Consider the following 23,860-nt stretch of genomic DNA (forward strand, 5'->3'; position numbering starts at 1 on the left):
CCACGGGCGCCCGGGCACGGCGGTGGTCCAGCCGACCTTCCCCGCCCACCACGTCCCGGCGCGGATCGCGATCATCTGTCCAGGTCGAGCAGGAGCGGTGCGGGCCTGGTGATCGGCTGTGGCACGCCGAGGGTGGTCAACGCGAAGGACATGACACGTTGGAACACGGGCGCGGCGACCTGACCGCCGAAGTAACCCTTCTTCGGGTTGTCCAGGACGATCTCCACCACCACCCGCGGATCATCCGCCGGGGCGAACCCGATGAACGAGGGAACGTAGCCCTGGTAACCGCCGTGCACCGGGTCGGGCCGTTTGGCGGTGCCCGTCTTGCCGGCCACCCGGTAACCGGGAACCTCGGCAAGCGGCGCCGTGCCCTCGTTCGTCGCCACCGCCTCGAGCATCCGGGTGAGCGTGGCCGCGGTCTGCGCGCTGACGACGCGCTGACCAGGCGGTTGGGGAGTCNCCTTGACGACGCCGNCCGGACNGGTGATGGCGTCGACAAGCCGCGGGGTCACGCGAACACCGCCGTTCGCGATAGTCGCGTACACCGAGGCCATCTGGAGCGCCGTCGCCGACATGCCCTGCCCGTAGGAAATGGTGGCGGCCTGGCTGCCCGACCAGTCCCGGGCTGCCGGCAGCAGGCCGGCGCCCTCGCCGGGGAAGTTCAGACCCGTGCGGGCACCGAGCCCGAACGAGCGCAGCGCCTGCTCCAGCCCGATCCGCCCGACCCGCTCGGAGATCTCCACGGTGCCGATGTTGCTGGAGCGGGCCAGGACGCCGGCGGCGGTGAGATGTTCGACGCCGTGCGGCTCGGAGTCCTCGATGCGTACCCCACCCCGGGTGATGAACGGCGGGATGGTCATCGGGGTCTCGGAGGNGATCAGACCGCGGTCCAGCGCCGCGGCCATCGTGATCACTTTGTTGACGCTGCCGGGCTCGTAGGCGTCCCGCGTGGACCGATTGCCCAGCGCCGGGGTGTCCCGGGCGGTGATGTTGTTCGGGTCGAACTGCGGCGCGTCGGCCATCGCGAGGATGTCCCCGGTGCGGGGGTCCATCACGACGGCCGTGCCGCCGTCGGCCTCGGAGGTACGGACCGCGTCGGCGATCGCGTTCTGGGCGTTCCACTGGATGTCCCGCTCGAGGGTCAGGCGCAGCGAAGAACCCGGGATCGGGTCCTTCTCGCGGCTCTGGCCCGAGGGGATCTCGATGCCCGCCGGGTTCGCCTCCAGTCGGCGAAGGCCGTCGGTACCGCGCAGCACCTCGTCATACGCCAGCTCCAGCCCGCCGCCGCCCTCGAGGATGTCACCATCGCCGTGCCGCATGAACCCGATGACGTTCGCGGCCAGTTCCCGGGACGGGTAGGTGCGTCCGCGTTCCTCGGTGATGCCGATACCGCGCAGCCCCAGGGCGCTGACCTTCTCCGCCACGTCCGGAGTGAGCCCGCGGGCGAGGTAGACGAACTTGATGTGCTCGGCCGGGTCGGTGGTAAGCCGTCTGCGCAACGCCTCGGTGCTGTCGTCGAGGACCGGCGCGAGCTTCGCGGCCGTCCCCGCGATGTCCCTGACGTTCGTCGGGTTCGCGTAGACGGCCCGCAGCTCGACATACTGCGCGAGCGTGTGGCCCGCCCGGTCGGTGATGGCGCCACGCGCCGCGGGCAGCACGATGGTCCGCAGCCGCTGGGCCTCGGCCTGGGCCGCGTAGGTGGAGGCGGAGAAACCCTGCAGCTGGGTCAGGCGCAGCCCGAGGACACTGAGGACCGCGCACATGAGCACGATGGACACCCGCAGCCGCCGACGCGGGCTGCCCAGCCGGTAGGCGCGACGAGCCGGGGGGTGCCGCGGCCGGCTGACCCGACCGGGACGCCAGGGCACCGAGCCTGGCCGGCCCACATACCGGCCGCCCGGATACCGGCCGTCGTGCTCCTCGTCGCCGTACTCGTCCGCACCGGGCCCGTCGCCGACCGCCCGACCCGGGTCGTCGACATCCCTCCGCAACCGACCGCCATACACTGAAGGTGGCGGTGGAGGAACAAGGCGTAGCCGTCCGCGGCCGCGCTGAGGGGAGCCCGGGGGCGTCGAGCTCACTGCCCGGCTCCGGCCTTTCCCGCCGCCCCGATCGCGGCACCACCGGCCGCGGCAGCGTTCGCCCCGGTGGCGGGAAGGTGGGCGTGAGCGGTTCCGCCGGCACCACCCGCCGTCGCGCCGGCCGCTGGCTGACCGTTCTTCCCGGGACCGCCGGTCTTCCCGGGACCGCCGGCCGGGCTCGGGCCGGGCGATGCGGGCACGACGATGATGACGGATCCGCTGCCCGGTTCCCGGGCCAGGGTCCGGGAACCAACGGGCAGCGGAGCGCCCGGCGGAAGGTATTCCGGTATCCCGCCGGGGATCATGCCGTAGCGGGAGGCCTGCGCGGCCAGCGACGCCGGATCGGAGAGCTGGTCGGCATGCACCGACAGCGCCTGTTCCTCGTCGGCCAGGGCGGACGCCCGATTGCGCAGAGTGTTGGCCTGGAACGAGTTCTCCATCAACGCCAGGTTCAGCAGCAGCAGGCAGAGCAGACCAGCGCCCAGCAGGACCAGCAGCAACACGACGAAGGGACCCTTGCGGCCCCCGTCCGGCGCAGGCCGGACCACCGCGAGCCGCGCCCGGCTCGACGCCCGGCGCGGCTGCGGGCCGATGGCCGGAGCGGTCGCGGCGGCCGAGCGGGCCGCGGGCCGCCCCGTCGAGGGGGTCGGGGCGCTTGTCATCCGCCCAGGGCCCCCTTGCCCGGAGCCGGTCCGGGCGGAGCCGGTCCGGGCGGAGGCGGAACCGGAACGCCCGGCGCGGGCGAGCGGCTGCGCGGGAGCGGTCACGATGCACCTCCGGTCGGTTTCCGGGTGTGGTCCGGGTTCGGCGCGGTACGTTCGACGGCACGCAGGCGGACGGAGGCCGCCCGCGGGTTCTCGGCCTTCTCGGTCTCGCTCGCCGGTTCCGCACCTCGGGTCAACCAGCGCAACCTGGGGCCCGCGCCCTCGGGCACCACCGGCAGGTCCGGCGGGACCGAGGCCTCCGCGTAGCCGCGNAGTTGCCGCTTGACCAGCCGGTCCTCAAGCGAGTGGTACGACAGGACGACGAGCCGGCCGGACACGGCCAGCGCGTCGAAGGCCGCGGGCAACGCCCGGGCGAGCACGTCGAGTTCGGCGTTGACCTCGATACGTAACGCCTGGAAAGTGCGTTTTGCCGGATTGCCGCCGGTCCGCCGGGCCGGCGCCGGGATGGCGTCGCGTACCAGGTCGGCGAGCCGCGCCGAGGTGGCGAACGGGGTGACGGCCCTGGCCTGGACGATCGCACCGGCGATGCGGCGGGCGAAGCGCTCCTCGCCGTATTCCCGCAGGATGCGGGTCAGCGCGTCGGCATCGTAGGTGTTGAGGACGTCGGCGGCCGTCCTGCCCCGTGTCTGGTCCATCCGCATGTCCAGCGGCGCGTCCCGGGAGTAGGCGAACCCACGGTCGTCCGTGTCCAGCTGCAACGACGACACGCCGAGGTCGAACAGGATGCCCTGCACCACCGGATGACCGAGCCGGTCCAGGATCTCGGCCACCTCGTCGTAGACGGCGTGGACGAGCTCCACCCGNCCGGGGGCGAGCCCGTGCAGCCGCTCACCGCTGCGCTCCAGGGCGTCGGGGTCGCGGTCGAGCCCCACCAGCCGTACGTGCGGGAAGGCCGTGAGCACAGCCGCGGCATGCCCACCGAGACCCACCGTCGCGTCCACCACGATCGCTCCGGATGCCCGCAGGGCGGGAGCCAACAAAGTCAGTACACGGTCGGTCAGCACAGGCGTATGTGTGGCGTTCAGTGCTGAGCCTCCCTCGACCGCTCGTGGACCTCGTCTTCAGATGTGCTGACGGGCATGGGGGCTTCGTCGGCGGAAGCCACCGGGCGGCGGGCCCGGGTCGGGTGACCGGGGCCGACCGCCCTCGCGTACGTCCCGGATGCCGGCCGCCGGGGAAGGGACAGCCGGAGGGGACGGTGCGCGTGGCGAGCCCGCGGAGCACCCGGATCCATGAACCCAAGGCAGCTCAGATCACTCCGGGCAGGACCTCCTCGGACAGCTCGGCGAAGCTCTCCTCCTGGCTTTCCAGGTAGGCCTGCCACCGCTGGGCATCCCAGATCTCAATCCGGGTGTTGGCCCCATTGACCACGCAGTCGCGCATCAAGCCCGCGTAGGACCGCAGCGGAGCCGGAACCGTGATCCGCCCCTGCCGGTCCGGCACGTCGTCCGCGGCCGAGGAGAAGAACACCCGACTGTAGTCACGCAACGCCTTTGCGGTAACCGGAACGGTACGGAGGGACTCGCTGATCCGAGTGAACTCCGCCATCGGAAAGACGTACAGGCAGCGTTCCTGCCCCTTGGTGATCACAAGCCCCCCCTCCAACTCGTCGCGGAATTTCGCGGGCAGCGTCAGTCGCCCTTTGTCGTCGAGCCGCGGCGCGTGGCTGCCGAGAAACACCGGCAACCTCCTCGCCACTGCGAGGAAGACAGCGACAGGTCACCCCGCGACGGCCACCCGTAAGCTGCTGTCCCCCACTGCGCGCCACTCTACCCCACTCCCCCCCACCCGACACCCCCTCAACACCCCGCACCACCCCACCGAACCCCCTCTATCGGGGGTCGCCCGCGATACCTAAGAAGAAGGTGGTATAAATCGCAAAAAATCAGTACAAATGACTCTGGTGGGCGAAGGAACATTTGGTCTCACTCGCCGTCCCGGCGAGGCCGGTCAGCTACGGACACCTACCCCTCAATCTCCTGTCGGGTTCCGCTTCGAGGCATGTTTCCTCGACCACCACGGCCTGCGCGCCCGCGGTGGATGTCACACTCGGGGGGGGACAGGTCCCACCGGGGCCGGGTCCGCGCATCCCGACGCGCGACGCATCCCGACACTCGACACCCGGAGGGGGGCCAACCTCGTGGTGACCGACCCTGGTCTTCTGCACTGGCGTGACCCGGTGACCGACATCGGCCATCTCGCCGACGTCACCAATCGAGTGCGGACCAGCGTCGAGACGGTCATCGACGGCAAGTCCGAGGCGATCACGACGGCCCTGGTCGTGCTGCTGTCCGAGGGTCATCTGCTGATCGAGGACGTCCCCGGGGTCGGCAAGACCATGCTCGCCAAGGCCCTCGCACGGTCCATCGATGCCCGGGTGCGCCGCATCCAGTTCACTCCGGACCTGCTCCCCGGCGACGTCACCGGAGTCAGCATCTACAACCAGGGCACCCGTGACTTCGAGTTCCGTCCCGGCCCGGTGTTCGCCAACATCGTCGTCGGCGACGAGATCAACCGCGCCGAGCCGAAGGCGCAGTCGGCGCTCCTCGAATGCATGGAAGAACACCAGGTCACGGTCGACGGCGTCACCTACCGGCTCGAGTCACCCTTCATGGTGATCGCGACCCAGAACCCGGTGGAGATGGAGGGCACCCGGGCGTTGCCGGAGGCCCAGCGCGACCGTTTCACCGCCCGGATCTCGATGGGCTACCCCTCCCCCGCGGCCGAGCTGGAGATGCTCGACAGCCACGGCAACGCCAACCCGCTGGCCGGCATCACCCCGGTCACCGACGCCGCCGAGATCGCCAAGCTGATCGCACTCGTCCGCACGGTGCACGTCTCGCCCGAGGTGCGCCACTACATCGTCGACCTGGTCGGCGGGACCCGCACGCATCCCGAGATCGCGCTCGGCGCGTCCCCCCGGGCGGCGCTGCATCTCATCCGTGCTGCCCGGGCCCGCGCGGCCCTGGACCAGCGCGGTTTCGTCCTCCCCGACGACGTTCAGGAGATGGCTGTCCCGGTCATGGCGCACCGCCTACTGCTGCACCCCGAGATCATGCTCTCCGGGGAGCCGACGATCGAGGTCGCCGCCCGCATCCTGACCGACGTCCTGCGCCGGATTCCGATCCTTCGCCCCGGTACGGCACGCCCGACCCGGCACGGCCGTTAGAGCTCCGTGTGCGGANCCTCCGGGTGCGGAACCTCCGGGTGCGTGACTTTGTCGCGGCGCTGCGTGGCCTGACGATCCGCGGCCGGTCGTTCGTCGCCGCCGGCATCGCCTGCGCGGCGTCCGCGGCCGTGCTCGGCGAGCAGGACCTGCTGCGGATCGGCCTGCTCGTCATGCTCCTCCCCGTGCTCGCGGCGGCCTTCGTCTGCCGGACCCGCTACCGGCTCGCCTGCACCCGCCGGCTCGAACCGAGCCGGGTGACCGCCGGGGACCGGGTCTCGGTCCAGATCAGGCTGGAGAACGTCAGCCGGTCGCCGTCGTCGGTGCTCCTGCTGGAGGACGCTGCCGCGGACGGGCTGGGCGGCGGGGCCCGGTTCGTACTCGACCGGATCGAGCCCGGTGGCAGCCGGGACCTGTCCTATGTCCTCCACGCGGGGATGCGCGGCCGCTACCAGATCGGACCGATGGCGATCCGCCTCGGTGACCCGTTCGGGCTGTGCGAACTGTCGCGCAGTTTCCGCAGCCTGGACGAACTGGTCGTGGCCCCCCCGATCGAGCGGCTGCCGCCGGCCCGCCCGACCGGTGCCGCGCGCGTCAGCACCGAGCTGCGCCGCGCGACCGGGCTCGTGGGTGAGGACGAGACGACGACCCGTCCGTACCGGTCCGGCGACGACCTGCGCAAGGTGCACTGGAAGACGACCGCCCGCCGCGGCGAGCTGATGGTCCGGCGCGAGGAGCACCCGCGGACGGGCGGGGCGACCATCCTGATCGACACTCGGGCCCGGGCGTGGCCTGACGGGGGCCCGTCAGCGTCGTTCGAGTGGGCGGTGAGCGCGGTCGGGGCGATCGGCGTCCACCTCGTCCGGGGCGGGTACCGGGTCCGGCTGCTGACCGATCAGGGGCTGGCGGCCATCGCCGCGGAGGGTACCGTCGGCGGGCTCCTTGACGAGCTTTCGACGCTGACGCCCGCCCCCACCGAGTCCCTGTACCCAGCGCTCGCGGCCGGCCGCGGGCGAGTCGATCGCGGCGGCATGTTCGTCGCCGTCCTCGGCCGCACCGATGCGCCCACCGCCACCGCGCTGGCCGGGCTGCGGCCCCGCAGCGCCCCGGCGATCGCGGTGCTCGTCAACGTGGCCAGCTGGAGCACCGCCGCGGCGGCCCCGAAGATCGCCGCCGACCTCGAAACGACGCACGCGGTGCTCACCCGCGCCGGCTGGGCGGTCCTCGGCGCGGCGGCGGGCACCAGCCTCGCGGCGATGTGGCCGCGGGTCGCCGCCCGGGCCCGGGGCCCGGGCGGCGTCGGTGCCCCGGGTGCCGCCGGAGTCTCCGGACGTCCCGGGGCCGCGGGACTCACCAGGACCGTGGGACTCACCGGGGCGACGGGACTCACCGGGGCGACGGGACTCACCGGCGATCTCCACACCGGCGGACGGTCGGTGCCGTGAACGCCCGCCCGGTGCCCACAGTGATCGCCACCGTCGCCTGTCTGCTGTCCACCAGCGCGCTGACCCGTCTGTTCGAGGGTGTCCTCTGGTGGTTCGGGCCGGTGCTCGTTGCCACGACCGTGGCCGTCGGGACGGGGGTGGCGAGCCGCCTGCTCCGGCTGCCGGCGGCGGCCGAGATCCTGCTCAGTCTGGTCGGCCTCATCGGCACCGTCACCGTGCTGTCCGCGCGGTCGACGGCGTTGCTGGGCTTCCTGCCGACCGCCACCACGGTCGAGACGCTGCACACGCTCATCTCCGCCGGCGGCTCCGACATCTCACGGCTGGCCGCGCCGGTGCCCGCCCGGCCGGGCCTGGTGGTCCTCACGGTGATCGGCGTCTACCTCCTGGTGATGATCGTCGATCTGATCGTGGTGAAGTTCGACCACCCGACGCTCGGCGGCCTTCCGCTGCTGGCGCTGTATGCGGTGTCGGCGGCGATTCTGCCCGGGGGGGTCGGCGTGGTGCCCTTCCTGCTCGGCGCGGTGAGCTTCATCGCCCTGCTCCTGCTCGACGGGCGGTTGGCGTACGAGCGATGGGGCCGGACCGTCTCCGACCAGCGGAGGGCTGGCGTCGAGATGTTCGGCGGTCGCATCGCCGTGGGCGCGCTCGGGGTCGCCGTCACCGCGCTGGTCGCCGCGATCGTGGTGCCGCTTGGCCTGCCGTCCCTTGACGGCGAGGGACTGGTGTCGCGCAAGGGTGGATCCGGTGCCGGGGACGGTCCGAGTTCGGCCAGCGTCGTGCAGCCGATCGTCTCGGTGAGCCAGCAGCTGCACGCCAGCACGGAGGTGCCCCTGCTTCGGCTGCGCTCCGACGAGCCGAAGTATCTGCGACTGACGGCGCTGGAGAACTTCGACGGCCAACTGTTCACCCTGCGGGCGTTGAATGCCACCCGGGAAGACCGGGTCAGCGAGGGATTACCGAAACCACGGACGGGCGGCGCTACCCAGTCGGTGCGTGCGGAGGTGGCCGTCACCGGGCGGTTCAACGAGCTGTATCTGCCGGTTCCGGGCATCCCAATCCGGATCGAGGGGCTGACCGGCGACTGGCGGCTGGCGAGCCCGACAGGCACGATCTTCTCGACCCGGACCTCGACGGCGAACGCGCACTACCAGGTGGACGCGGTGGTGCCGAATCCCACAAGCGCGCAGCTTCAGGCCGCGACCGGGCCGATCCCGGACTCGCTCGGCGTCGCGACCGCGCTCCCTGACAATCTCGATCCCCAGCTGCGTCAGCTCACCAAGGCCGTGACCGCGGGTGCGCGCACCCCCTATGAAAAGGTGTACGCGATCCAGGAATACCTGCGGGGGCCGCAGTTCACCTACGACCTCCGGGGCGCCCCCACCACGCAGGAGGGCGCGCTCAGCCAGTTCCTGTTCGACACCCACCGCGGCTACTGCGAACAGTTCGCCTCGGCCATGACGGTCATGGTGCGGATACTGGGCCTACCCGCCCGGGTCGCGATCGGCTTCGTCCCCGGGGAGCGGCAGAGCGACGGCAGCTACGTCATCACCAACCGGCAGGCGCACGCCTGGCCCGAGGTCTGGTTCCCGTCGATCGGCTGGATCAGCTTCGAGCCGNCCCGCCGCAGCGACGGAACCACCTCGGCGCCGTCCTACGCCCCCGCCGGGCCCGAGGACCCCGACAACGACGCCGCCCTGCCGGAAGAGCAGGCTCAGGCCGAACCGCAGGCAGTGCCCGAGCCGGTGCCCGTGCCGGATACCTCCACGCCGGCTCCCGGCGACGATCCGACCGCGATGGGCGCTGCGCGGTCAGGTGACGACGCATCGACCTCCACCGAAATTCCCTCCTGGGTGGTCTGGCTGTGCGCTGCCCTGCCCGTCCTGGGCCTGCTAGCCGTTCCGGCGATCATCCGGATCCGGCGGAGGCGGGTCCGGCTGCGCCCGGCCGAAGACGATCCCCCAGATCCGTCTGGGGCGACGGNGGAACGGGNCCACGACGCCTGGGCGGAACTGCTGGACGTCGCCGCGGACCTGGGAATCATGATCCGGCCGAACGACTCGCCGCGGGCCGGAGTGGCCCGGCTGACCGCCTACCTGGACGCCGAGCCGACCACCGCACAGGCTCCGGGATCCGGCCCGGAACCGTCTGCGTGGCAGTCCGGGGGCAGCGAGCCCCCCACGACCTACCCGCAGGCCCGCGCGGCACTCGCCCGACTGGCCTCCGCGGAGGAGCGGGCCCGCTACGCGCCGCCGGAGATGGCCGCGCCGCCGTCCGTCGCAGACCTCAGCGAAGATGTCGTCCTGGCCACCACCACGCTGTTGGCGCTGGCACCGCGGGCCAGGCGGATGTTGGCGCGGATCGCCCCGGCATCGGTTCTCCGGCGCGCCGCGCCGGCCTCGGCGCGCGGANGGTCGAGGANGGGANGGGGAGGNGGNAAGGACGACGGACCCGCCACGCCCACCACGGTTCAGAACGAAGACAATCAGGACAATCAGGACTGGCTGGACGCGGTCAGGGACGGTCCTCCCAGCGCCGCCGCCACCGCTCCTCGACCCGTTCCATGAACGGAGCCCTAGCCCGCGGCTTCGGCTTCGATCCCCCCTGCACGCCGCCCGGCCGCCGGTGACCGGTGTCACGGCCGCTGATCCGGCGCAGGTCTGCCGCACCGCGCAGCGCGGCGAACAACATCATGAGGAAACCGAGGATGCCGAGGATCACCGTCAGCGGTACCCGGTTGAGTACCACACCGACGACCAGGACGGCCAGACCGAGGACGAAGACGACCGCGCTGCGGCGCACCCGGCGCAGCAGATAGGTACGGGGGTCCGTCGAACGCACGGTACTGGCAAACTTTGGATCGTCCTGTACGAGAGCGCGCTCGATCTGCTCCAGCAGGCGCTGCTCGTTCTCCGAGAGCGGCATCGACGCTCCTCCCACGACCTGTAGGCCCGGCGGACGGAACCTGATAACCAAGGATAGGCATGTGCGGGCGGGNGCGGTAGGCAACCTGTCATGCTGGTTGGAACCGAGCGATTCCCGTCACCTGGTCCGTGCCCGAACTGGGGTCTTTCATACCGGGAAATCCACGGTCACGGGANCCCGGCGGCGCCGGCTTCGCGAGCGGTACCAGCGGCACGACGGCGGGCAAGCACGTGCAGCTGTGCCGCGAGGTCACGGAACGGCTCCAGGGCGGCCGCGGCCAGTTCCAGGCGCAGCAGCCGCTGCGCGGTGAAGGGATCGGAGTCGACCCGCGCCCCGGGGACCAGGTCGGCGAACACGCGCACCCCGTGGACGTCGACGACGTCCGCGCCCGCCGCGTTCACCAGCGCGACGATCTCGGCGGTGGTGAACCCGGCGGGCGTCCGGGGCGCCCCNGCGCCCTGGCCGGTCAGCACGGCCTGCGCCTGCTCGAAGCGACCCGCCAGGGCGCGGGCGAGCACCGTGGCAGCCCGGCCCGCGACGACGAGGCTGAGAACGCCTCCCGGGCGCAGCACCCGCAGGGCCCCCGCCAGCGCGGCCTCGGGATCGTCAACGACGTCGAGGACGGAGTGGCACAGCAACAAATCGGCGGTCTCGGCTCCGACGATGCCGGTCAGGTCGGCCAGATCGCCCTGCTCGGCCGTGACCCGGTCGGCGACGCCCCGTTCGTCGGCGCGACGGCGCAACGCTGCCAGGGCGTCCGGCGACGGGTCCACGACGATCACCAGGTAGCCCTCGACCGCCAGGGGTACGGCGAAGCCACCACTCCCACCGCCCGCGTCAACGATGATCGGCGGGATGGCTGTGGCCGTCGGGGCCACCGACCAGGCCGGAACCCCCGCTGCCGATCCGGGCAGGACCGTCCGCAGGCCGTGCCAGATCGCGGCCTGCCGCAGATCCGCGCCGGTGACATGGCTGGTCATGCGCGTCGCGCCTCCTCACGCCGGCATCGTCGGCGCCGCCGTCAGCCCGCTCGCCCACGCCGGAGGACCAGGCGCGTCACCGACCCACGGTGAGGCCTATGGCGACCCCGACGACCAGCCCGCCAGCCGACAGCCCTACGACCCGCAGTACCCAGATGTTGCGACGCGCAACGGCGGACGGCACGGCCCGATGCGCGCCGCGGTGCCGATGCTCAGAACCGGTGAGGACCATCGATGATCTCCTGCTCCGCCAACCACTACCCCTCGGAAGGTAACCGATAGTGACCGATGCTCACCGTAAACGCAACCGCTCGTCACCCACCCGGGGCGCCGCCGGGCCGACCACGGTCAGCCTGCCCTCGGCCCGGCGACATGACCATCGTGACCTCCCCAGGCCCGACCGGACCGGTGCCGGCGATCATCGGTTGGGACGGGAGGCCCAGTACGCCCTCGACAACCCCGACGAACAGATCGACCTGACGGATCAGATCATCGGCCTCCCGCCTGGTCACTACCTTCAGCCCGGCCTCGGCCGCCGANCGCCGGGCGGCCCCCGCCGCGAAGAACTCCGCCCACTCCGCGAGCTCGGGGGCCACCCGGACAAGCAGGCACCAGGCACTCACGGGCCGACCGCGACGACCGGGACGGGGCCGGGCCCGGTCCGCCAGGACAGCGGCCGCCGCCCGCAGCGCCGCGAGGTGGGCGAGGGCGTAGCGCTCCCCGGCCGTCTGGGCGCACTCGGCCTCACCGAGACCGCGCCGGGCGGCGACCAACAGATCGTCGCGGGAGCGGCGAGGCAACCCCGCCGCCGGCACCAGGGTCCGTCCAACCGGCCCGGTGGATCCACCGTGCGGCCCGGTGGATCCACCGGGGCCGCCAAACGCACCCTTACCGCGGGCCGCTCCTCCCGCCGGGTCCGAGCCACTGTCCGAGCCACTGATCGGCCGACTGGTCACGGTGGTCACAACACCTCCCGAGTCTCGAACATAGGTTCGATCACGAAGTAGTGAACCCTCGCCAGCGCCGCCCGTCAAGCATCGAGGTATCGAACACGCGATCGAGCAGATCCGGCGACCTCGGACTCGACCACCCGAAGAAACCNGCCGAGGACGAGCAGGGCCACCACGTCGGGAACCCATCCCAGCCGCGGNTCCGCGACTTTCCCCCGACAGACATGTCCCGAATCCGCACCTGTCGTCCGGGCCACCCGGGTGACCCTCGGGTCGAGCGCATCCGGATCGGCCACGACAAGCGCCGTTCCGTCCAGCGCAAACCGGATGATGTTCACATCACGGTGACCCACGAGCCCGCTGGCGAACTCGCCGCGGGTCGGCCTGAGCCAACGCAGCGTGGCACCGTCCGACAGGCGCACCCAGCCCCCGTGGCGGCCTGGCTCGAAGGCGGCCAGGGGCACCCGTCCCATGGGTTCGACCAGACGGATCCCGAAACCGTCGAGGTCGGTCTCCAGCACGAACGGCCGGCCGGCCGCCATCAGCTCGACCCGGCCCCGCGACCACCAGTCGGCCAGCACCGCGCCCTCGTCGGTCTCGACGTGCACGTGCCGGACCGAGGCGTGCCGGGATACCGACTCGATCCGGAAGATCAGCTCGTGCGGCAGTCCGCCGGCCCGCCGCGGGAGAAGGTCCGCCCCGGCCGTCGTCCGCGGTGTCCGGGTCCGGGTCACCGCCGGGGTCACCGCCGGGGTCACCGCCGGGCCCGCCGCCGACGCGGGCCGCCTCGCCAGGCTCCTGGGCACCGTGATCGCCATGTTCCCAACCCCCTCCGCCTCGCCGGCCGTCTCCCGGCCGTCTGCCGCCTCGATTTCGTGGACTCAGTGCACCTCCAAGCGATCAACACCCACTGCACGCACAATCACCAGAACCATTGAGAATGTGTTGATCGGAACACCTGGATTCCGCGATCGGGTCACACGACACCCCACGGAGTCGGACCCCCACCCGCGTCGCACCGGACACCGGACACCGGGCGCCGGAGCAGGCCTGACGCGGAAACGACAGGGGGCCGTTCCAGATCGGTAGTTGCCGCCATGTCCCCTCCCGGCGCACGCTGCGGTAATACAGACATCACCGGGGGTCGTACGAGAGGACCAGATGCCTGACCGCGACAGCCTGCAGTTCGCCATCCTCGGCCCGTTGGAGATCACTGCCGGGGGAGCACCCATCGTGCTCGGCGGCACCCAGCGCAAGGTGCTGATNGCCGCGTTGCTGCTGGAAGCCGGTCAGGTGGTGCCCGGTCACCGGCTGCTGGAGGTGATCTGGGGGGACCCACCGCCGGAGAAGGCGCTGGCCACATTGCGCACCCATGTCAGCGAGCTGCGGCGGCGGCTGGAGACCGGTTCCGAGGTGCTGTTGCGCAAGGGGACCGGGTACGTCCTTGACGTGCGCCCGGAGCAGATCGACTCCGAGCAGGCCCGTCGGCTGCTGGAACAGGGCCGGCGCGCGGTGGATGACGGTGACCCGGTGAGCGCGATCGCCCCGTTGCAGGAGGCCCAGGCCCTCTGGCGGGGACCGCCGCTGGTCGACCTGATCGACTACCCGTTCACCCGGGCCTACGTGGACGCCCTCGACGAACTCCAGCTCGACATCGCCAAGACCCGGATCGCCGCCGATCTCTCTCTGGGTCGTCATCGCGAGGTCATCGGGGATCTGCGCGTGCTGGTGACACGGCACCCCCACGACGACGGGCTGCGCCGAGAGCTGGTTCTCGCCTTCTACCGGGACGGTCGGATCGAGGACGCGGCCCGGGCCTGCCGGGAGGGCCTGGAGGCGCTGCACGACCTGGGGCTGGACTCCGCGATGTTGCAGCAGCTGCAGGAGGACGTGCTGCGCGGCGCGTCCAGCCTGGCCTGGACCCCGCCCCGCTCGCTCGACCGGCGGGTCTCCGTGGCGCCCACGAGCCAGGGGGGGTACCAGCTGCCCCCGGACATCCGCGAATACACCGGGCGCGACACGATCCAGGCCCAGGTGCACGCCATGCTGACCGATCCGGTCGGGCTGTCACGGGGAACCGTGGTGGCGGCGTTCGCGGGTAAGGCCGGCGCCGGCAAGACCGCCCTGGCCGTGCACATCGCGCATCGCGTCCGCACGGGGTTCACCGACACGCTGTACGTGGACCTGCGGGGCAACAGCACCCCGCTGGCCCCGGCCCGGGTGCTGTCCCGGTTCGTCCAGACGCTCGGGGTCAGCCGCTCCGCGGTACCGGCCGACCCCGACGATCTCGGCGAGATGTACCGGGAGCTGCTCGCGACCCGCAAGGTCCTGATCATCCTCGACAACGCGGGGGGCGAGGCACAGATCCGGCCGCTGCTGCCGACCAGCCCGGGCTGCGCGGTCATCATCACGAGTCGGTNGCGGCTGCACGGTCTGAGCGCCCCGTACTGGATGGTGGACGTCCTGCTGCCCAGTGACGCGGTGGAGCTGCTGGCCAAGATGGTCAGCACGCAGCGGGTCGACACCGAGCCCGAGGCCGCGCGTGACATCGTCGGCCTGTGCGGCTACCTACCGCTGGCGATCCAGATCGCCGGGCGCAAGCTGGCCGCCCATCCGCACTGGAAACTGGCCCGCCTGGCCGGGCGGCTCGCCAACGAACGCGACCGGCTGTCCTGGCTGGAGGCCGGCGACCTGGAGATCCGGGCCAGCTTCTCGCTGAGCTACGAGGGCCGGCCGCCGGACGAGCAGCGCGCCTTCCGGCTGCTGTCGCTGCCCGCGATGAGCGATTTCGCGCCATGGGCCGCGGCGGCGGTCCTCGACCTCGACCTCGACGAAGCCGAGGACGTCGTCGACCGGCTCGCCGACGCCCAGCTACTCGAACGACGTGGCGCCGACCGGACGGGAACCGAGCGCTACCGCTTTCACGACCTGCTCCGGGTGTTCGCCCGGGAGCGCGAGACCGGGGTCGGCACCCCGCTCGGCCACCCCGCGGCCCCGGGTCGGATCCCCGAGGCCGGCGGGGACAACCGTCACACCGGCAACGGGCACACCGGCAACGGGCACACCGGCAACGGGCACCACGACGCTGCCGGGGCCCCCTCCGCCGGGGCCCCCTCCACCGAGGCCCCCTCCACCGTGTCCGGAGAACACCGGGCGGCCTTGGGGCGGCTGCTGTACGCCTATCTGGCGATGCTGCGGGAGGCGGTCGACACCTTCAGCCCCGGCGGGGTGCGCACCCTCACCCCCGCCGCCGAGGACGCGGCGGCGCTCACGACGGGGGCCGTGTTTCGGTTTGAACAGGCAGGCGTCGCCGACCTGGTCGGTCGGCCGCTGGTCTGGTTCGGCGGGGAACGGGGAAACCTCCTGAGCCTGATCGACCAGGCCCACGCGGCCGGTCTCGACGAGCCGACCTGGCTGCTCGCCACCGAGGCCGCCGAGTTCTACGCCTTCGCGGCGCACTGGGGCGACTGGGAGCAGAGCCACGTCCTGGGGCTGGCCGCGGCCCGCCGGGGCGGGCACCGCCTCGCCGAGGCGACGCTGCTGACCAACCTCGCCGAGCGCGACATCACGCTGGCCTTCGAGGACGCCTTCTGGCGACTGGACGCGGACGGCACGGACCCCGACGGTCAACCGGCGGTCGAGGTCTACCGGGCTACGGTCGACCACCTGGCGCTGGCCACGGAACGCCTCACCCGCGCCCGGAAGATCTTCGTCGACTTCGGCGACGAGCTGGGTGAGGCCCGGACGCTGCGCGGGCTGGCCGACGCCTGCCGCGGTCGGGGGGAGTTCTCCGCGGCCCTGGTCCACTTCGAGGCCGGCCTGGAGATGATGCGCCGGGGCGGCGCCCGCAAGGCCGAGGCGGAGACCCTGGTGAACGTCGCCATGGTCCACGGCGACCGGGACGAGCTCACCGACGGCATCAACTGCCTGACGATGAGCCTGTCGATCGCCCGCGAACTCGGCAACCGCCCGCTGGAGGCGCTGGCCCTGCGCCGGTTGGGCGATCTCCACCGTTTCCAGTACCGGTTGGACCGGGCTCTGGCAAGCTACAACGAGAGCCTGCCGCTGCTCGCCGAGCTACCCGACACCCGCTGGGAGCCACGCGTGCTCATCCGCCGGGGTGACATCCTCGCCCAGATGGACGACCATCCGGCGGCGCGGCGATCCTGGCAGCAGGGCATCACGCTGCTACGTCAGCAGGGCTCCCCCGAGCTGCCGGCCGCCGAGGAACGGCTGAGCGCACCGGTCACGGCCGAGCCCACCCAGTTCACCAGCGGGCGGCTGCTCAGCACGTTCGACCCGGCGTACTTCATCGCCCGGATCGCATCGTCCCGGCGCAGCGTCCGGTTACTCAACACCTGGACGGATCTGGCGACCCCCGAGCACCGGACCGCCTTCGCCGACGCGGTGCTCGCGGCGGTCGACGCCGGAGCGATCATTCAGGTGCTCCTACTCGACCCGGACTCCCCGGCCGTGGCCGGACGAGCCGCCGACCTCCTGCACAGCGTCGACGTACCGGGCATGATCCGCTCGAACCTGCTGGTCCTCGAGGCACTGCGGGATCGGCTCGCTCCCGTCCTGCGCTCCCGGCTCGCGGTGCGTCTCTACACCGAACAGCCCCTGACGACGTATCACCGCTGGGACACCGGGGCGCTGGTCTCGACGTTCCCCGTCGGGTACTCCTCGGCCGCCGCGACCCAGCACGAGGCGGCCGTCTCCTCCACCCTGGTCCAGTTCGTCGAACAGCACTTCGAGCGGCTCTGGAGTCTGGAAGGGAGCACCGCCTTGGACGACTATCTGCGGGTGCCGCTGCGCGTCTCCCCGTCGGACGCGGGCCATCTCGAGGTACAGGCCGAGTTCGTGCGCCTCGACGGGGCGGTGTACGTCTCCTCCCCCGACCTCGTCGCGCTGCTGGGCCGCGGCGGTCCGGACGGCCTGCTCGCGGAGGTGGCGGGCGACGGTCGGCATGTACTGGCTGGAACCGGACGGTGCCGGATGGTACCCCTGCGCGACAACGACGGCGCCGGGGCCGTGGCCACGGCCTTCGCCGACAAGTACGGGGCCGCCCGGGACAGCTTGCTGCGCCTGTCATCGGTGCGGCGATGAGCACGCTTGTCACCGTCGACTTCTGGCGGGTGCCCCGGCGACGGATCGGTTACGCCCTGGCGCGGATGGCCGCCGACCGTACCGCCCTGCGGCACACACCGGGACTGACCTTCGCAAAACTGCTGGGCACCGGTTCGGCGAGCAGTTTCACCCTGCGCGACGCCGATCCGTGCCAGTGGGCGATGGTCGCCGTCTGGTCCTCCCCGTCGGCGGCCCGTTCCTTCGAACGATCCGCGCCGGTGCGGGCATGGTCGTCGCTGGCCGAAGAACGCTGGCGGATCGACCTTCACCCGCTGTCGTCACGTGGGCGGTGGTCACGGCAGGAGCCCTTCGGCGACCCGGCGGCGTCGAACGTTCCGCCTCCCGCGAGCGCCCCCGCGGCGGTCGCGGTGATCACCCGGGCCCGCATCGCCCTGCGGCACACCCTCGCCTTCCGCCAAGCGGTGCCGGCGGTGGCGGNCGACCTCGCCGAGGCCGNGGGNCTGATCTTCGCGGCTGGCATCGGGGAGGCGCCGATCGGCTTACAGGGAACGTTCAGCCTCTGGCAGGACGCGGCGTCGCTGCGCAGGTTCGCTTACGGCCGCCCCGCGCACAGCGAGGTCGTCCGGCGCACACCGATGGTCGGCTGGTACAGCGAGGAACTGTTCGCGCGGTTCGCGGTGCTCGGCTCGCGGGGGACGCTGGGCGGGCGGGATCCTCTCCTGCAGGTCAGCCCCGGGCCGACGTTGACGCCGCGTTGAAGATCCGGCCACGGCCCCCCGCCGTATCCGGGCGGGGACACGGCCTGCTTTGACACCCCGTTGAACGGCACCCGCCACCGTGGAGGGGCCGCCCGTACCTTCCCACGCCCCGCACCTTCCCACGAACCGGGTGAAGCAAGCCGCATGTCGATACCCCGCGAGCAGGCGCCCTGGACGCAGCCCCCCCGCCGTCGGGTTCTGATCGCGACACCGGTGAGCGAACGGGTCGCGCGGCTCGTCACTCGGCACGACGCCGCCCGGCTACGCCCGGAGCTGGCCACCCGGCCGACGGGCCTGGCCGACGCCCTGGTCGAACTGCGGCCGCACACCCTCGTCGTCGGGGTGAACGCGGTGGATGGACCGGCACTCGAACGGTGGGCCACCGCGGTCCGCACGGACCCGGCGGAGGCCGGCCGGGACCGACCCCTGCTGCTGGTCCGCCGGGGCACCTCCCTCGCTGCCGTCGACCTGGCCGCCGCGGCCCGCCACCGGATCGAGGTGCGCAACACCCCCGAGGTCAACGCCCGGCACGTCGCCCGGTTCATCGTCGACCGGCTGTTCGACCCGCTCGGCCACGCACCCGGCGCCGAGTCGGCCGGGGCCGCCACGCGCACCGATCGGCCGGGCGTGCTCGGCCTCGTCGGCGCCGGAAACATCAACAGCCGGGTCGCCCGGGAGGGCGTCGCACGCGGCTGGCACCTGGCCGTGCACGCTCCCTCACTCGCGGCGAGGCCGGCGACGGTCGCGCTCTGGGCGGCGAAGCACCGACTGCCGGTAGACCGGATCCACGTCGCCCGCACCGTCGAGGACGTCCTCGACGCCGCCGATCTGATCAGCATCGCCGCGCCCCTCGTGCACGACGGGCCCCGGATATCCGCGGGCATGATCGACATGCGGCACGTCAAGTCGTTCACCGGCCGCCGACTCGTGTCGGTCAGCGAACCGCACGTCTTCACCGACCGGGCGCTGGTCGACGCCTACGACCGCCGCGACCTGGAGGTCGTGATCGACAACGCCCCCCGGTTCCTCGGCCCGGTCCGCGAGCTGCTCGCGGGGCGGATCGCCGAGGACGGCGGGGAGCCGCGGCGCGGATTCACTCTCTGCTCCGTGGCGATGCACAGTCCCGCCTGCAGCAACGATCTCGATCAGGCGTTCCTCGCGGTGGTCGGACGGGCCGACCTGGACGACCTCACCGGGAACGACCTCACCGGGAACGACCTCACCGGGAACGGCCTCACCGGGAACGGCCCGAAGGACGATCGTCATGACCTGGCCGATCGCCGGGGCGATCGGCGGGGCACCGGCCGCCGGGCCGTCGAGGACCCGGCCTCTGACGGTTCCGCCGTCGACAAGCACGACGTGGTGGTCGTCGGCGGCGGGATCGTCGGACTCACGATCGCGCTCGTGCTGCGGCTGCGGGGCCACCCCGTCCGGGTCCTCGACGCCGCGCCTGCCGACCGGGCAGACCCTGCCGCCCAGGGCACGACGTTCGCGGGGACGAACGGTCGGCACCTGTCGGCGACCGAGACCCTGCCGCAGGCGGACGCGAGCCGCGCGGGTGTCCTCGATCGCGATCCGACGCACGGCGGCTGGCGGCTACGGGACCCGGAGTCGCTGTCGGAGCCGGAGAGGGCCTGGGCCGGCGCCTTCGAGCAGTGCGCCGACCGTCCCGGGCTGCACGCGGTGGCCCGGGACCTGGTGATCGCCCTGAACCGGCTGGGGTTGCGCGGGTGGGAGCATCTTTTCGCGCTCGCCGACGGCGGGGACGGGCTCGCTGCCGGGTGCGGGTTGCGCTGGGACGCCCGCATCCCGCGGATCTATCTCGGTCCGGACGACCTCGCCGCGGGCGAGCGGCTGCAGCGGTCCGCGGGGGGGCGGGTCGTTCGGTTGTCCCGGGCGGACCTGGTTCGCGACTGGCCCGCGCTGGGCCGCTCGGTCCCGCTGCCCGACGGCGTCCGGGAGGTGACCGCAGCGGTCGAGGTGGACGGCTACGCGGTCAACATCCACGATCTGGCCACGGTACTCATCGACCGGCTGCGGGCCGCGGGCGTCGAGGTGCGCGCCGGCACCCGGGTGGAACGCATCGAGACCGACATCGAGACCGACATCGAGACCGACATCGACGGGAACCTCGACGGGAACCCCGACGGCAACGGGAACGAGGCCGGGCACGAAATCGGGANCGGAGCCGGCAGCGGGGTCCGGCTGCATCTCGCGGACGGCTCGACCCTGCGCACCGGCTGGGCCGTGGTGACCGTGGCCGGCCGCGACCTGCAGCGGCTGCTGGGCGCCGCCTGGCCCGGCGCCGGTGCCGTCGCGCATCTGCTCGGCCTCTCGCTGACCCTGCCGAACCCGGGTCTGCGACGGCCGGTGAAGGTCCACGCCGGAGATCCCCTAGGTGTGATCAATGTGACGCTGTCCGCCGATGGTGCCAGGATCCATGTCAGCGGCGGATTCGGGTATCTGGGCACCGCCGTGCGGGCGGCCGCGGACAGCGGCGTCGCCCGTCTGCGCGCGGTTTTCGAGCAGGCGGTCGCCGGCCTGTTCCCGACGCTGCGCCGGCCTGACGGCAGCGTGGAGATGCTCGACGTCCGCGTCTGCGAGCGCCCGGCGACCCCGGACGGCCTCCCCCTTGTCGAGGCCGTGGCAGACCACGGCGGCCGGGTGATCGTGGCGGCAGGGACGAACGCGGGTGGCACCGTGCAGGCCCCGGCGGTGGCCATGCTGGTGGCCGACCTCCTCGCCGGCACGCCGCGCTGCGCCACGCTCGCCATGGCCGGTGATCGGGCCGGTCTCCCACCCATCCGGAGTTAGCACCCTCCACATCAGTGGAATGACGTTACGTAGCAGTAATTCCCATCGCCGAGCGGTGCCGGCGGGCGGCGAGTTATCGTCGAGCGACGTGATGGTGCGCCCCAGCCTCCTGGCTCGCCGGACCCGACTCGTGGGGCCAGGTCGGCGATCCGGGCGCGGACAGGAGGCGACGCCGGTGACCGACGTGGACGTGAGGGTGGTCCGCTGGTCCCCGAGCCGGATGCGCACCCGGCTCGACGATGTCATCGCGGTCTACAAGGCCGCTTTCCTCGATCACCACGAGCCTGACCCGCAGCGGGCCGCCCGGGACCGGGCCGCCCATGCGCGCCGGCACTTCGAGCGGCGGGACCTTCGTGCCGTGGCGGCCGTCACACCCGACGACGAACTCATCGGGATCACCTACGCCCTGCCCGGCCGGGTCGGCCAGTGGTGGCACGACGTCGTCGCCGGCGCGCTCCCGCCGGACTCGGCCGCGTACTGGCTCGACGACTGTCTCGAGATCGTGGAGCTGCACGTCCTGCCCGCCTACCAGGGCCGGGCGATCGGGCGCACCATACTGCGGGAGCTGCTGCGCGGGGCCCCGCAACGCACGGCCGCGCTGTCCGCCCTCGAACCCCCGGGCAGTCCGGCGCGCCGGTTGTACGATCATGAGGGATTCGTTCCATTGTTGTCCGACTTCCAGTTCCCCGGGACCCTCACCCCCTACGCCGTGCTCGGCAAGGAGCTCCGCGGACGCTCCCCCGCCCGTCCCGACGCTGCCTCCGCCCAAGGAGCCGACCGGCACGCACCGGTACGATGACCGCCGACGCGCTCTTCACCGGATCGGCGCGGCCGGCGCGGCCCACCGCGGTGCCGTGGATCTTCGCGGCGGCCACCGTGGCGGTGCAGCTCCCCTGTCCGTTGGTCACCGGATCCGCCGGGGCGGCGCTCGCCATCGCCTCGATCGTGCTGTTCTTCGCCTCCTCGGTGAGCCACGCCCTGCTCACCCGTGGCCGAGCGTGGACCGCCGGGTTTCTCGCCGTGACCGTCGGCGGCGGGCTGCTCGTGGAGACCGTGGGCGTGCACACCGGCTGGCCCTTCGGCCGCTACGTCTACGGCNNNNCCCNGGGCNCNNGCCTGTACGGCGTCCCGGTCGTGGTGCCGATGGCCTGGGCGATGGCGACCTACCCGGCGTATGTCCTGGCCCGTCGCCACCACCGCGGCCGGGCGCGCACCGTCGTGCTGGCCGCGCTCGTCCTCGCGGCCTGGGATCTTTTCATCGACCCGCAGATGGTCGCCGCGGGGTACTGGCGGTGGCTCGGCGGCGGCCCGACGCTCAACGGAATCCCACTCACCAACACCGCCGGCTGGGTGGCCGTCGCGATCGCCATGACCGCGGCGTTGACGGCGCTTCCGGACCAGGCCGGGAGCACGGCTCGCGACGAGCGCGCCCCGCTCGCCCTTCTCCTGTGGGCCTACGTCTCCTCGACGCTGGCGAACCTCACCTTCTTCGACCGTCCCGGTGTGGCCGCGGCCGGCGGGATCGCGATGGGGGCTGCGCTCGTCGCGGCGGCCCGGGCCGGACCCCGGGACCGTGCCCGGGCCGGGGACCGCCCGGTCCCGGCGGGCTCCCCACCACGATGACGGCGCCGTGGCGGACAGGGCACGGGACGAGGCACCGGACGGTACCGAGATCCCCGGCCCGGTGGCTTGCCGGGCGATGCTGGTCGGGTGCGGTACGGTCCGCCGCGGTGGCGTCCACCGCCATCGCCGTGCACACGGCGGTGAACGCGCGGCTGCTACGCGTCCCACCGCCGGCCCGGCCGGTACGCGAACGGGTGACGGTCGTGCTACCCGTCCGCGACGAGGCCAGGAGCCTGCCGCGGTGCCTGTCGGCCCTGCTCGGCTCACGGTGGGTGCCCGACCTCGAGATCCTCGTCTACGACGACGGTTCCACCGACGGCACCGGGGAGATCCTCGCGCGGTGGGCGGCGAGGGACAACCGGATCGTCGCGCTGCGCGGTGCGGAGCCGCCCGCCGGCTGGCTCGGCAAACCGCACGCCTGCGCCCGGGCCGCGGCGGCGGCCACGGGCACGGTCCTCGTCTTCGTCGACGCCGACGTCACGGTGGCCCCCGACGGCGTCGCGCGGACCGTTCTCCTCCTGCGGGACGCCGGCCTCGACCTCGTCTCGCCCTACCCGCGTCAGGAGGCGGCCGGTGTCGCCGAAAGGCTGATCCAACCCCTGCTCCAGTGGTCGTGGCTGGCGCTGCTGCCGCTGCGGCTGGCCGAACGCTCCGCCCGGCCGTCGCTTTCGGCGGCGGGCGGACAGCTGCTGGCCGTGGACGTGGCGGCCTACCGCCGGGCCGGCGGCCACGAGGGTGTCCGGGACCAGGTCATCGAGGATGTCGCCCTGCTGCGCAGGCTCAAGCGTGCCGGCGGGCGGGGAGTGGTCGTGGACGGCACCGATCTCGCGGTCAACCGGATGTACTCCGGATGGTCACAGCTGCGGGACGGCTACGCGAAGTCGCTGGCCGTCGCCGGTGGAAGCACGCTCGGCAGCGTCGGGCAGATCGGCATGCTGGCCTGGCTGTTCGTCGTGCCGGCGGTGGCGGCACTGGGTGGCTCGGGCCCGGGCGCGGTCGGGTACCTCGCCGGGGTCGCCGGCCGGGTGCTCGCCGCCCGCCGCACGGGCGGCCGGAGCTGGCCCGACGCCGCCGCTCATCCGGCTTCCGTGAGCCTGTTGGGCTACCTGACTGCGGTGTCGTGGTGGCGTCGTCGGCGGGGTACCGCCCGATGGAAGGGACGACCGGTTACCCGCTGCCCCTGACCACTGGTCCGCACCCCGCACCCCGCACCCCGCCAGGAGCTTCCCTTGCCCCTCCGGCGGCTTCCTTCTTCTTCCCGAGGCTTCGATGCCCGTTTCCTTCCTCGTGGATAACCGGGAAGGA

General features: G+C 72.5%; 18 protein-coding genes. 9 read left to right on the forward strand and 9 right to left on the reverse strand.

Annotated elements, in window-relative coordinates; genetic code table 11:
- Nucleotides 1–71: 71 nt before the first annotated feature.
- The 4 genes from CED_RS04470 to mraZ all read right to left on the reverse strand — a co-directional run bounded on the left by CED_RS04470 (nt 72) and on the right by mraZ (nt 4,489).
- Nucleotides 72–1,994 (reverse strand): peptidoglycan D,D-transpeptidase FtsI family protein, encoded by a 1,923-nt coding sequence (locus CED_RS04470; RefSeq protein ID WP_369807784.1) that lies wholly within the window; start codon nt 1,992–1,994, stop codon nt 72–74.
- An 86-nt stretch (nt 1,995–2,080) separates the two neighbouring features.
- Nucleotides 2,081–2,851 carry a hypothetical protein gene (locus tag CED_RS04475; protein ID WP_023840961.1) on the reverse strand — a complete coding sequence of 257 codons (771 nt, stop codon included), beginning with the start codon at nt 2,849–2,851 and terminating at the stop codon, nt 2,081–2,083.
- Nucleotides 2,848–3,834, reverse strand: coding sequence for a 16S rRNA (cytosine(1402)-N(4))-methyltransferase RsmH (gene rsmH / locus CED_RS04480; protein WP_035730593.1), 987 nt, complete (start codon nt 3,832–3,834; stop codon nt 2,848–2,850). The genes CED_RS04475 and rsmH overlap by 4 nt, the downstream gene beginning before the upstream one ends.
- 223 nt (nt 3,835–4,057) lie before the next feature.
- Nucleotides 4,058–4,489, reverse strand: a complete 432-nt coding sequence (gene mraZ, locus CED_RS04485; protein WP_011435848.1) for a division/cell wall cluster transcriptional repressor MraZ — start codon at nt 4,487–4,489, stop codon at nt 4,058–4,060.
- 460 nt (nt 4,490–4,949) lie between these two features.
- Here mraZ and CED_RS04490 point away from each other — a divergent pair, with 460 nt between their 5' ends.
- From CED_RS04490 to CED_RS04500, 3 genes are all read left to right on the forward strand, one after another.
- The gene (locus CED_RS04490) at nt 4,950–5,978 is read left to right on the forward strand and encodes a MoxR family ATPase (protein WP_011435847.1); all 1,029 of its coding nucleotides are present in this window, start codon (nt 4,950–4,952) and stop codon (nt 5,976–5,978) included.
- A 38-nt stretch (nt 5,979–6,016) separates the two neighbouring features.
- Nucleotides 6,017–7,420, forward strand: a complete 1,404-nt coding sequence (locus CED_RS25855) for a DUF58 domain-containing protein (RefSeq protein WP_035908834.1) — start codon at nt 6,017–6,019, stop codon at nt 7,418–7,420.
- Nucleotides 7,417–9,984, forward strand: a complete 2,568-nt coding sequence (locus tag CED_RS04500; RefSeq protein ID WP_235186885.1) for a transglutaminaseTgpA domain-containing protein — start codon at nt 7,417–7,419, stop codon at nt 9,982–9,984. The genes CED_RS25855 and CED_RS04500 overlap by 4 nt, the downstream gene beginning before the upstream one ends.
- Here CED_RS04500 and CED_RS04505 read toward each other — a convergent pair.
- The 5 genes from CED_RS04505 to CED_RS04525 form a co-directional block, all read right to left on the reverse strand.
- A complete protein-coding gene (locus CED_RS04505) occupies nt 9,932–10,342 on the reverse strand; it encodes a DUF3040 domain-containing protein (RefSeq protein WP_011435844.1) in 411 nt (136 codons plus the stop codon). The genes CED_RS04500 and CED_RS04505 overlap by 53 nt on opposite strands.
- A 167-nt stretch (nt 10,343–10,509) precedes the next feature.
- On the reverse strand, nt 10,510–11,322 hold the full coding sequence (locus tag CED_RS04510) for a bifunctional 2-polyprenyl-6-hydroxyphenol methylase/3-demethylubiquinol 3-O-methyltransferase UbiG (protein ID WP_035908735.1): 813 nt from the start codon (nt 11,320–11,322) through the stop codon (nt 10,510–10,512).
- Nucleotides 11,323–11,398: 76 nt separating this feature from the next.
- Complete coding sequence (locus tag CED_RS24600) at nt 11,399–11,554, reverse strand: hypothetical protein (RefSeq protein ID WP_023840958.1); 156 nt, start codon at nt 11,552–11,554, stop codon at nt 11,399–11,401.
- 82 nt (nt 11,555–11,636) lie between these two features.
- Nucleotides 11,637–12,278 (reverse strand): SAV_6107 family HEPN domain-containing protein, encoded by a 642-nt coding sequence (locus CED_RS21815; RefSeq protein ID WP_011435842.1) that lies wholly within the window; start codon nt 12,276–12,278, stop codon nt 11,637–11,639.
- 74 nt (nt 12,279–12,352) lie between these two features.
- Entirely contained in the window at nt 12,353–13,090 is a 738-nt protein-coding gene (locus tag CED_RS04525) for a hypothetical protein (RefSeq protein WP_035908736.1), read from the reverse strand.
- Between the two features lie 343 nt (nt 13,091–13,433).
- Between CED_RS04525 and CED_RS04530 the strand changes: the two genes are divergently transcribed.
- The 6 genes from CED_RS04530 (at nt 13,434) to CED_RS04555 (ending at nt 23,739) form a co-directional block, all read left to right on the forward strand.
- Entirely contained in the window at nt 13,434–17,378 is a 3,945-nt protein-coding gene (locus tag CED_RS04530) for a BTAD domain-containing putative transcriptional regulator (RefSeq protein ID WP_035908737.1), read from the forward strand.
- Complete coding sequence (locus tag CED_RS04535) at nt 17,375–18,118, forward strand: hypothetical protein (RefSeq protein ID WP_035908739.1); 744 nt, start codon at nt 17,375–17,377, stop codon at nt 18,116–18,118. The genes CED_RS04530 and CED_RS04535 overlap by 4 nt, the downstream gene beginning before the upstream one ends.
- Nucleotides 18,119–18,331: 213 nt before the next feature.
- Entirely contained in the window at nt 18,332–20,932 is a 2,601-nt protein-coding gene (locus CED_RS04540; RefSeq protein WP_235186886.1) for an FAD-dependent oxidoreductase, read from the forward strand.
- Nucleotides 20,933–21,152: 220 nt separating this feature from the next.
- Nucleotides 21,153–21,731, forward strand: a complete 579-nt coding sequence (locus tag CED_RS04545; RefSeq protein WP_232234953.1) for an N-acetyltransferase — start codon at nt 21,153–21,155, stop codon at nt 21,729–21,731.
- Complete coding sequence (gene cruF / locus CED_RS04550) at nt 21,728–22,555, forward strand: bisanhydrobacterioruberin hydratase CruF (RefSeq protein ID WP_035908742.1); 828 nt, start codon at nt 21,728–21,730, stop codon at nt 22,553–22,555. The genes CED_RS04545 and cruF overlap by 4 nt, the downstream gene beginning before the upstream one ends.
- Nucleotides 22,552–23,739, forward strand: a complete 1,188-nt coding sequence (locus CED_RS04555) for a glycosyltransferase family 2 protein (protein ID WP_011435835.1) — start codon at nt 22,552–22,554, stop codon at nt 23,737–23,739. Before cruF ends, CED_RS04555 begins: the two co-directional genes overlap by 4 nt.
- The last annotated feature ends 121 nt before the right edge of the window (nt 23,740–23,860 follow it).

This window comes from Frankia sp. CeD (assembly GCF_000732115.1).
GTDB classification, from domain to species: domain Bacteria; phylum Actinomycetota; class Actinomycetes; order Frankiales; family Frankiaceae; genus Frankia; species Frankia casuarinae.

Coding starts and splice junctions, on each gene's coding strand:
- CED_RS04505 (WP_011435844.1), bottom strand. CDS start 10,342: ATGCCGCTCTCGGAGAACGAGCAGCGCCTGCTGGAGCAGATCGAGCGC.
- CED_RS24600 (WP_023840958.1), bottom strand. CDS start 11,554: ATGGTCCTCACCGGTTCTGAGCATCGGCACCGCGGCGCGCATCGGGCC.
- CED_RS04545 (WP_232234953.1), top strand. CDS start 21,153: ATGCGCACCCGGCTCGACGATGTCATCGCGGTCTACAAGGCCGCTTTC.
- CED_RS04555 (WP_011435835.1), top strand. CDS start 22,552: ATGACGGCGCCGTGGCGGACAGGGCACGGGACGAGGCACCGGACGGTA.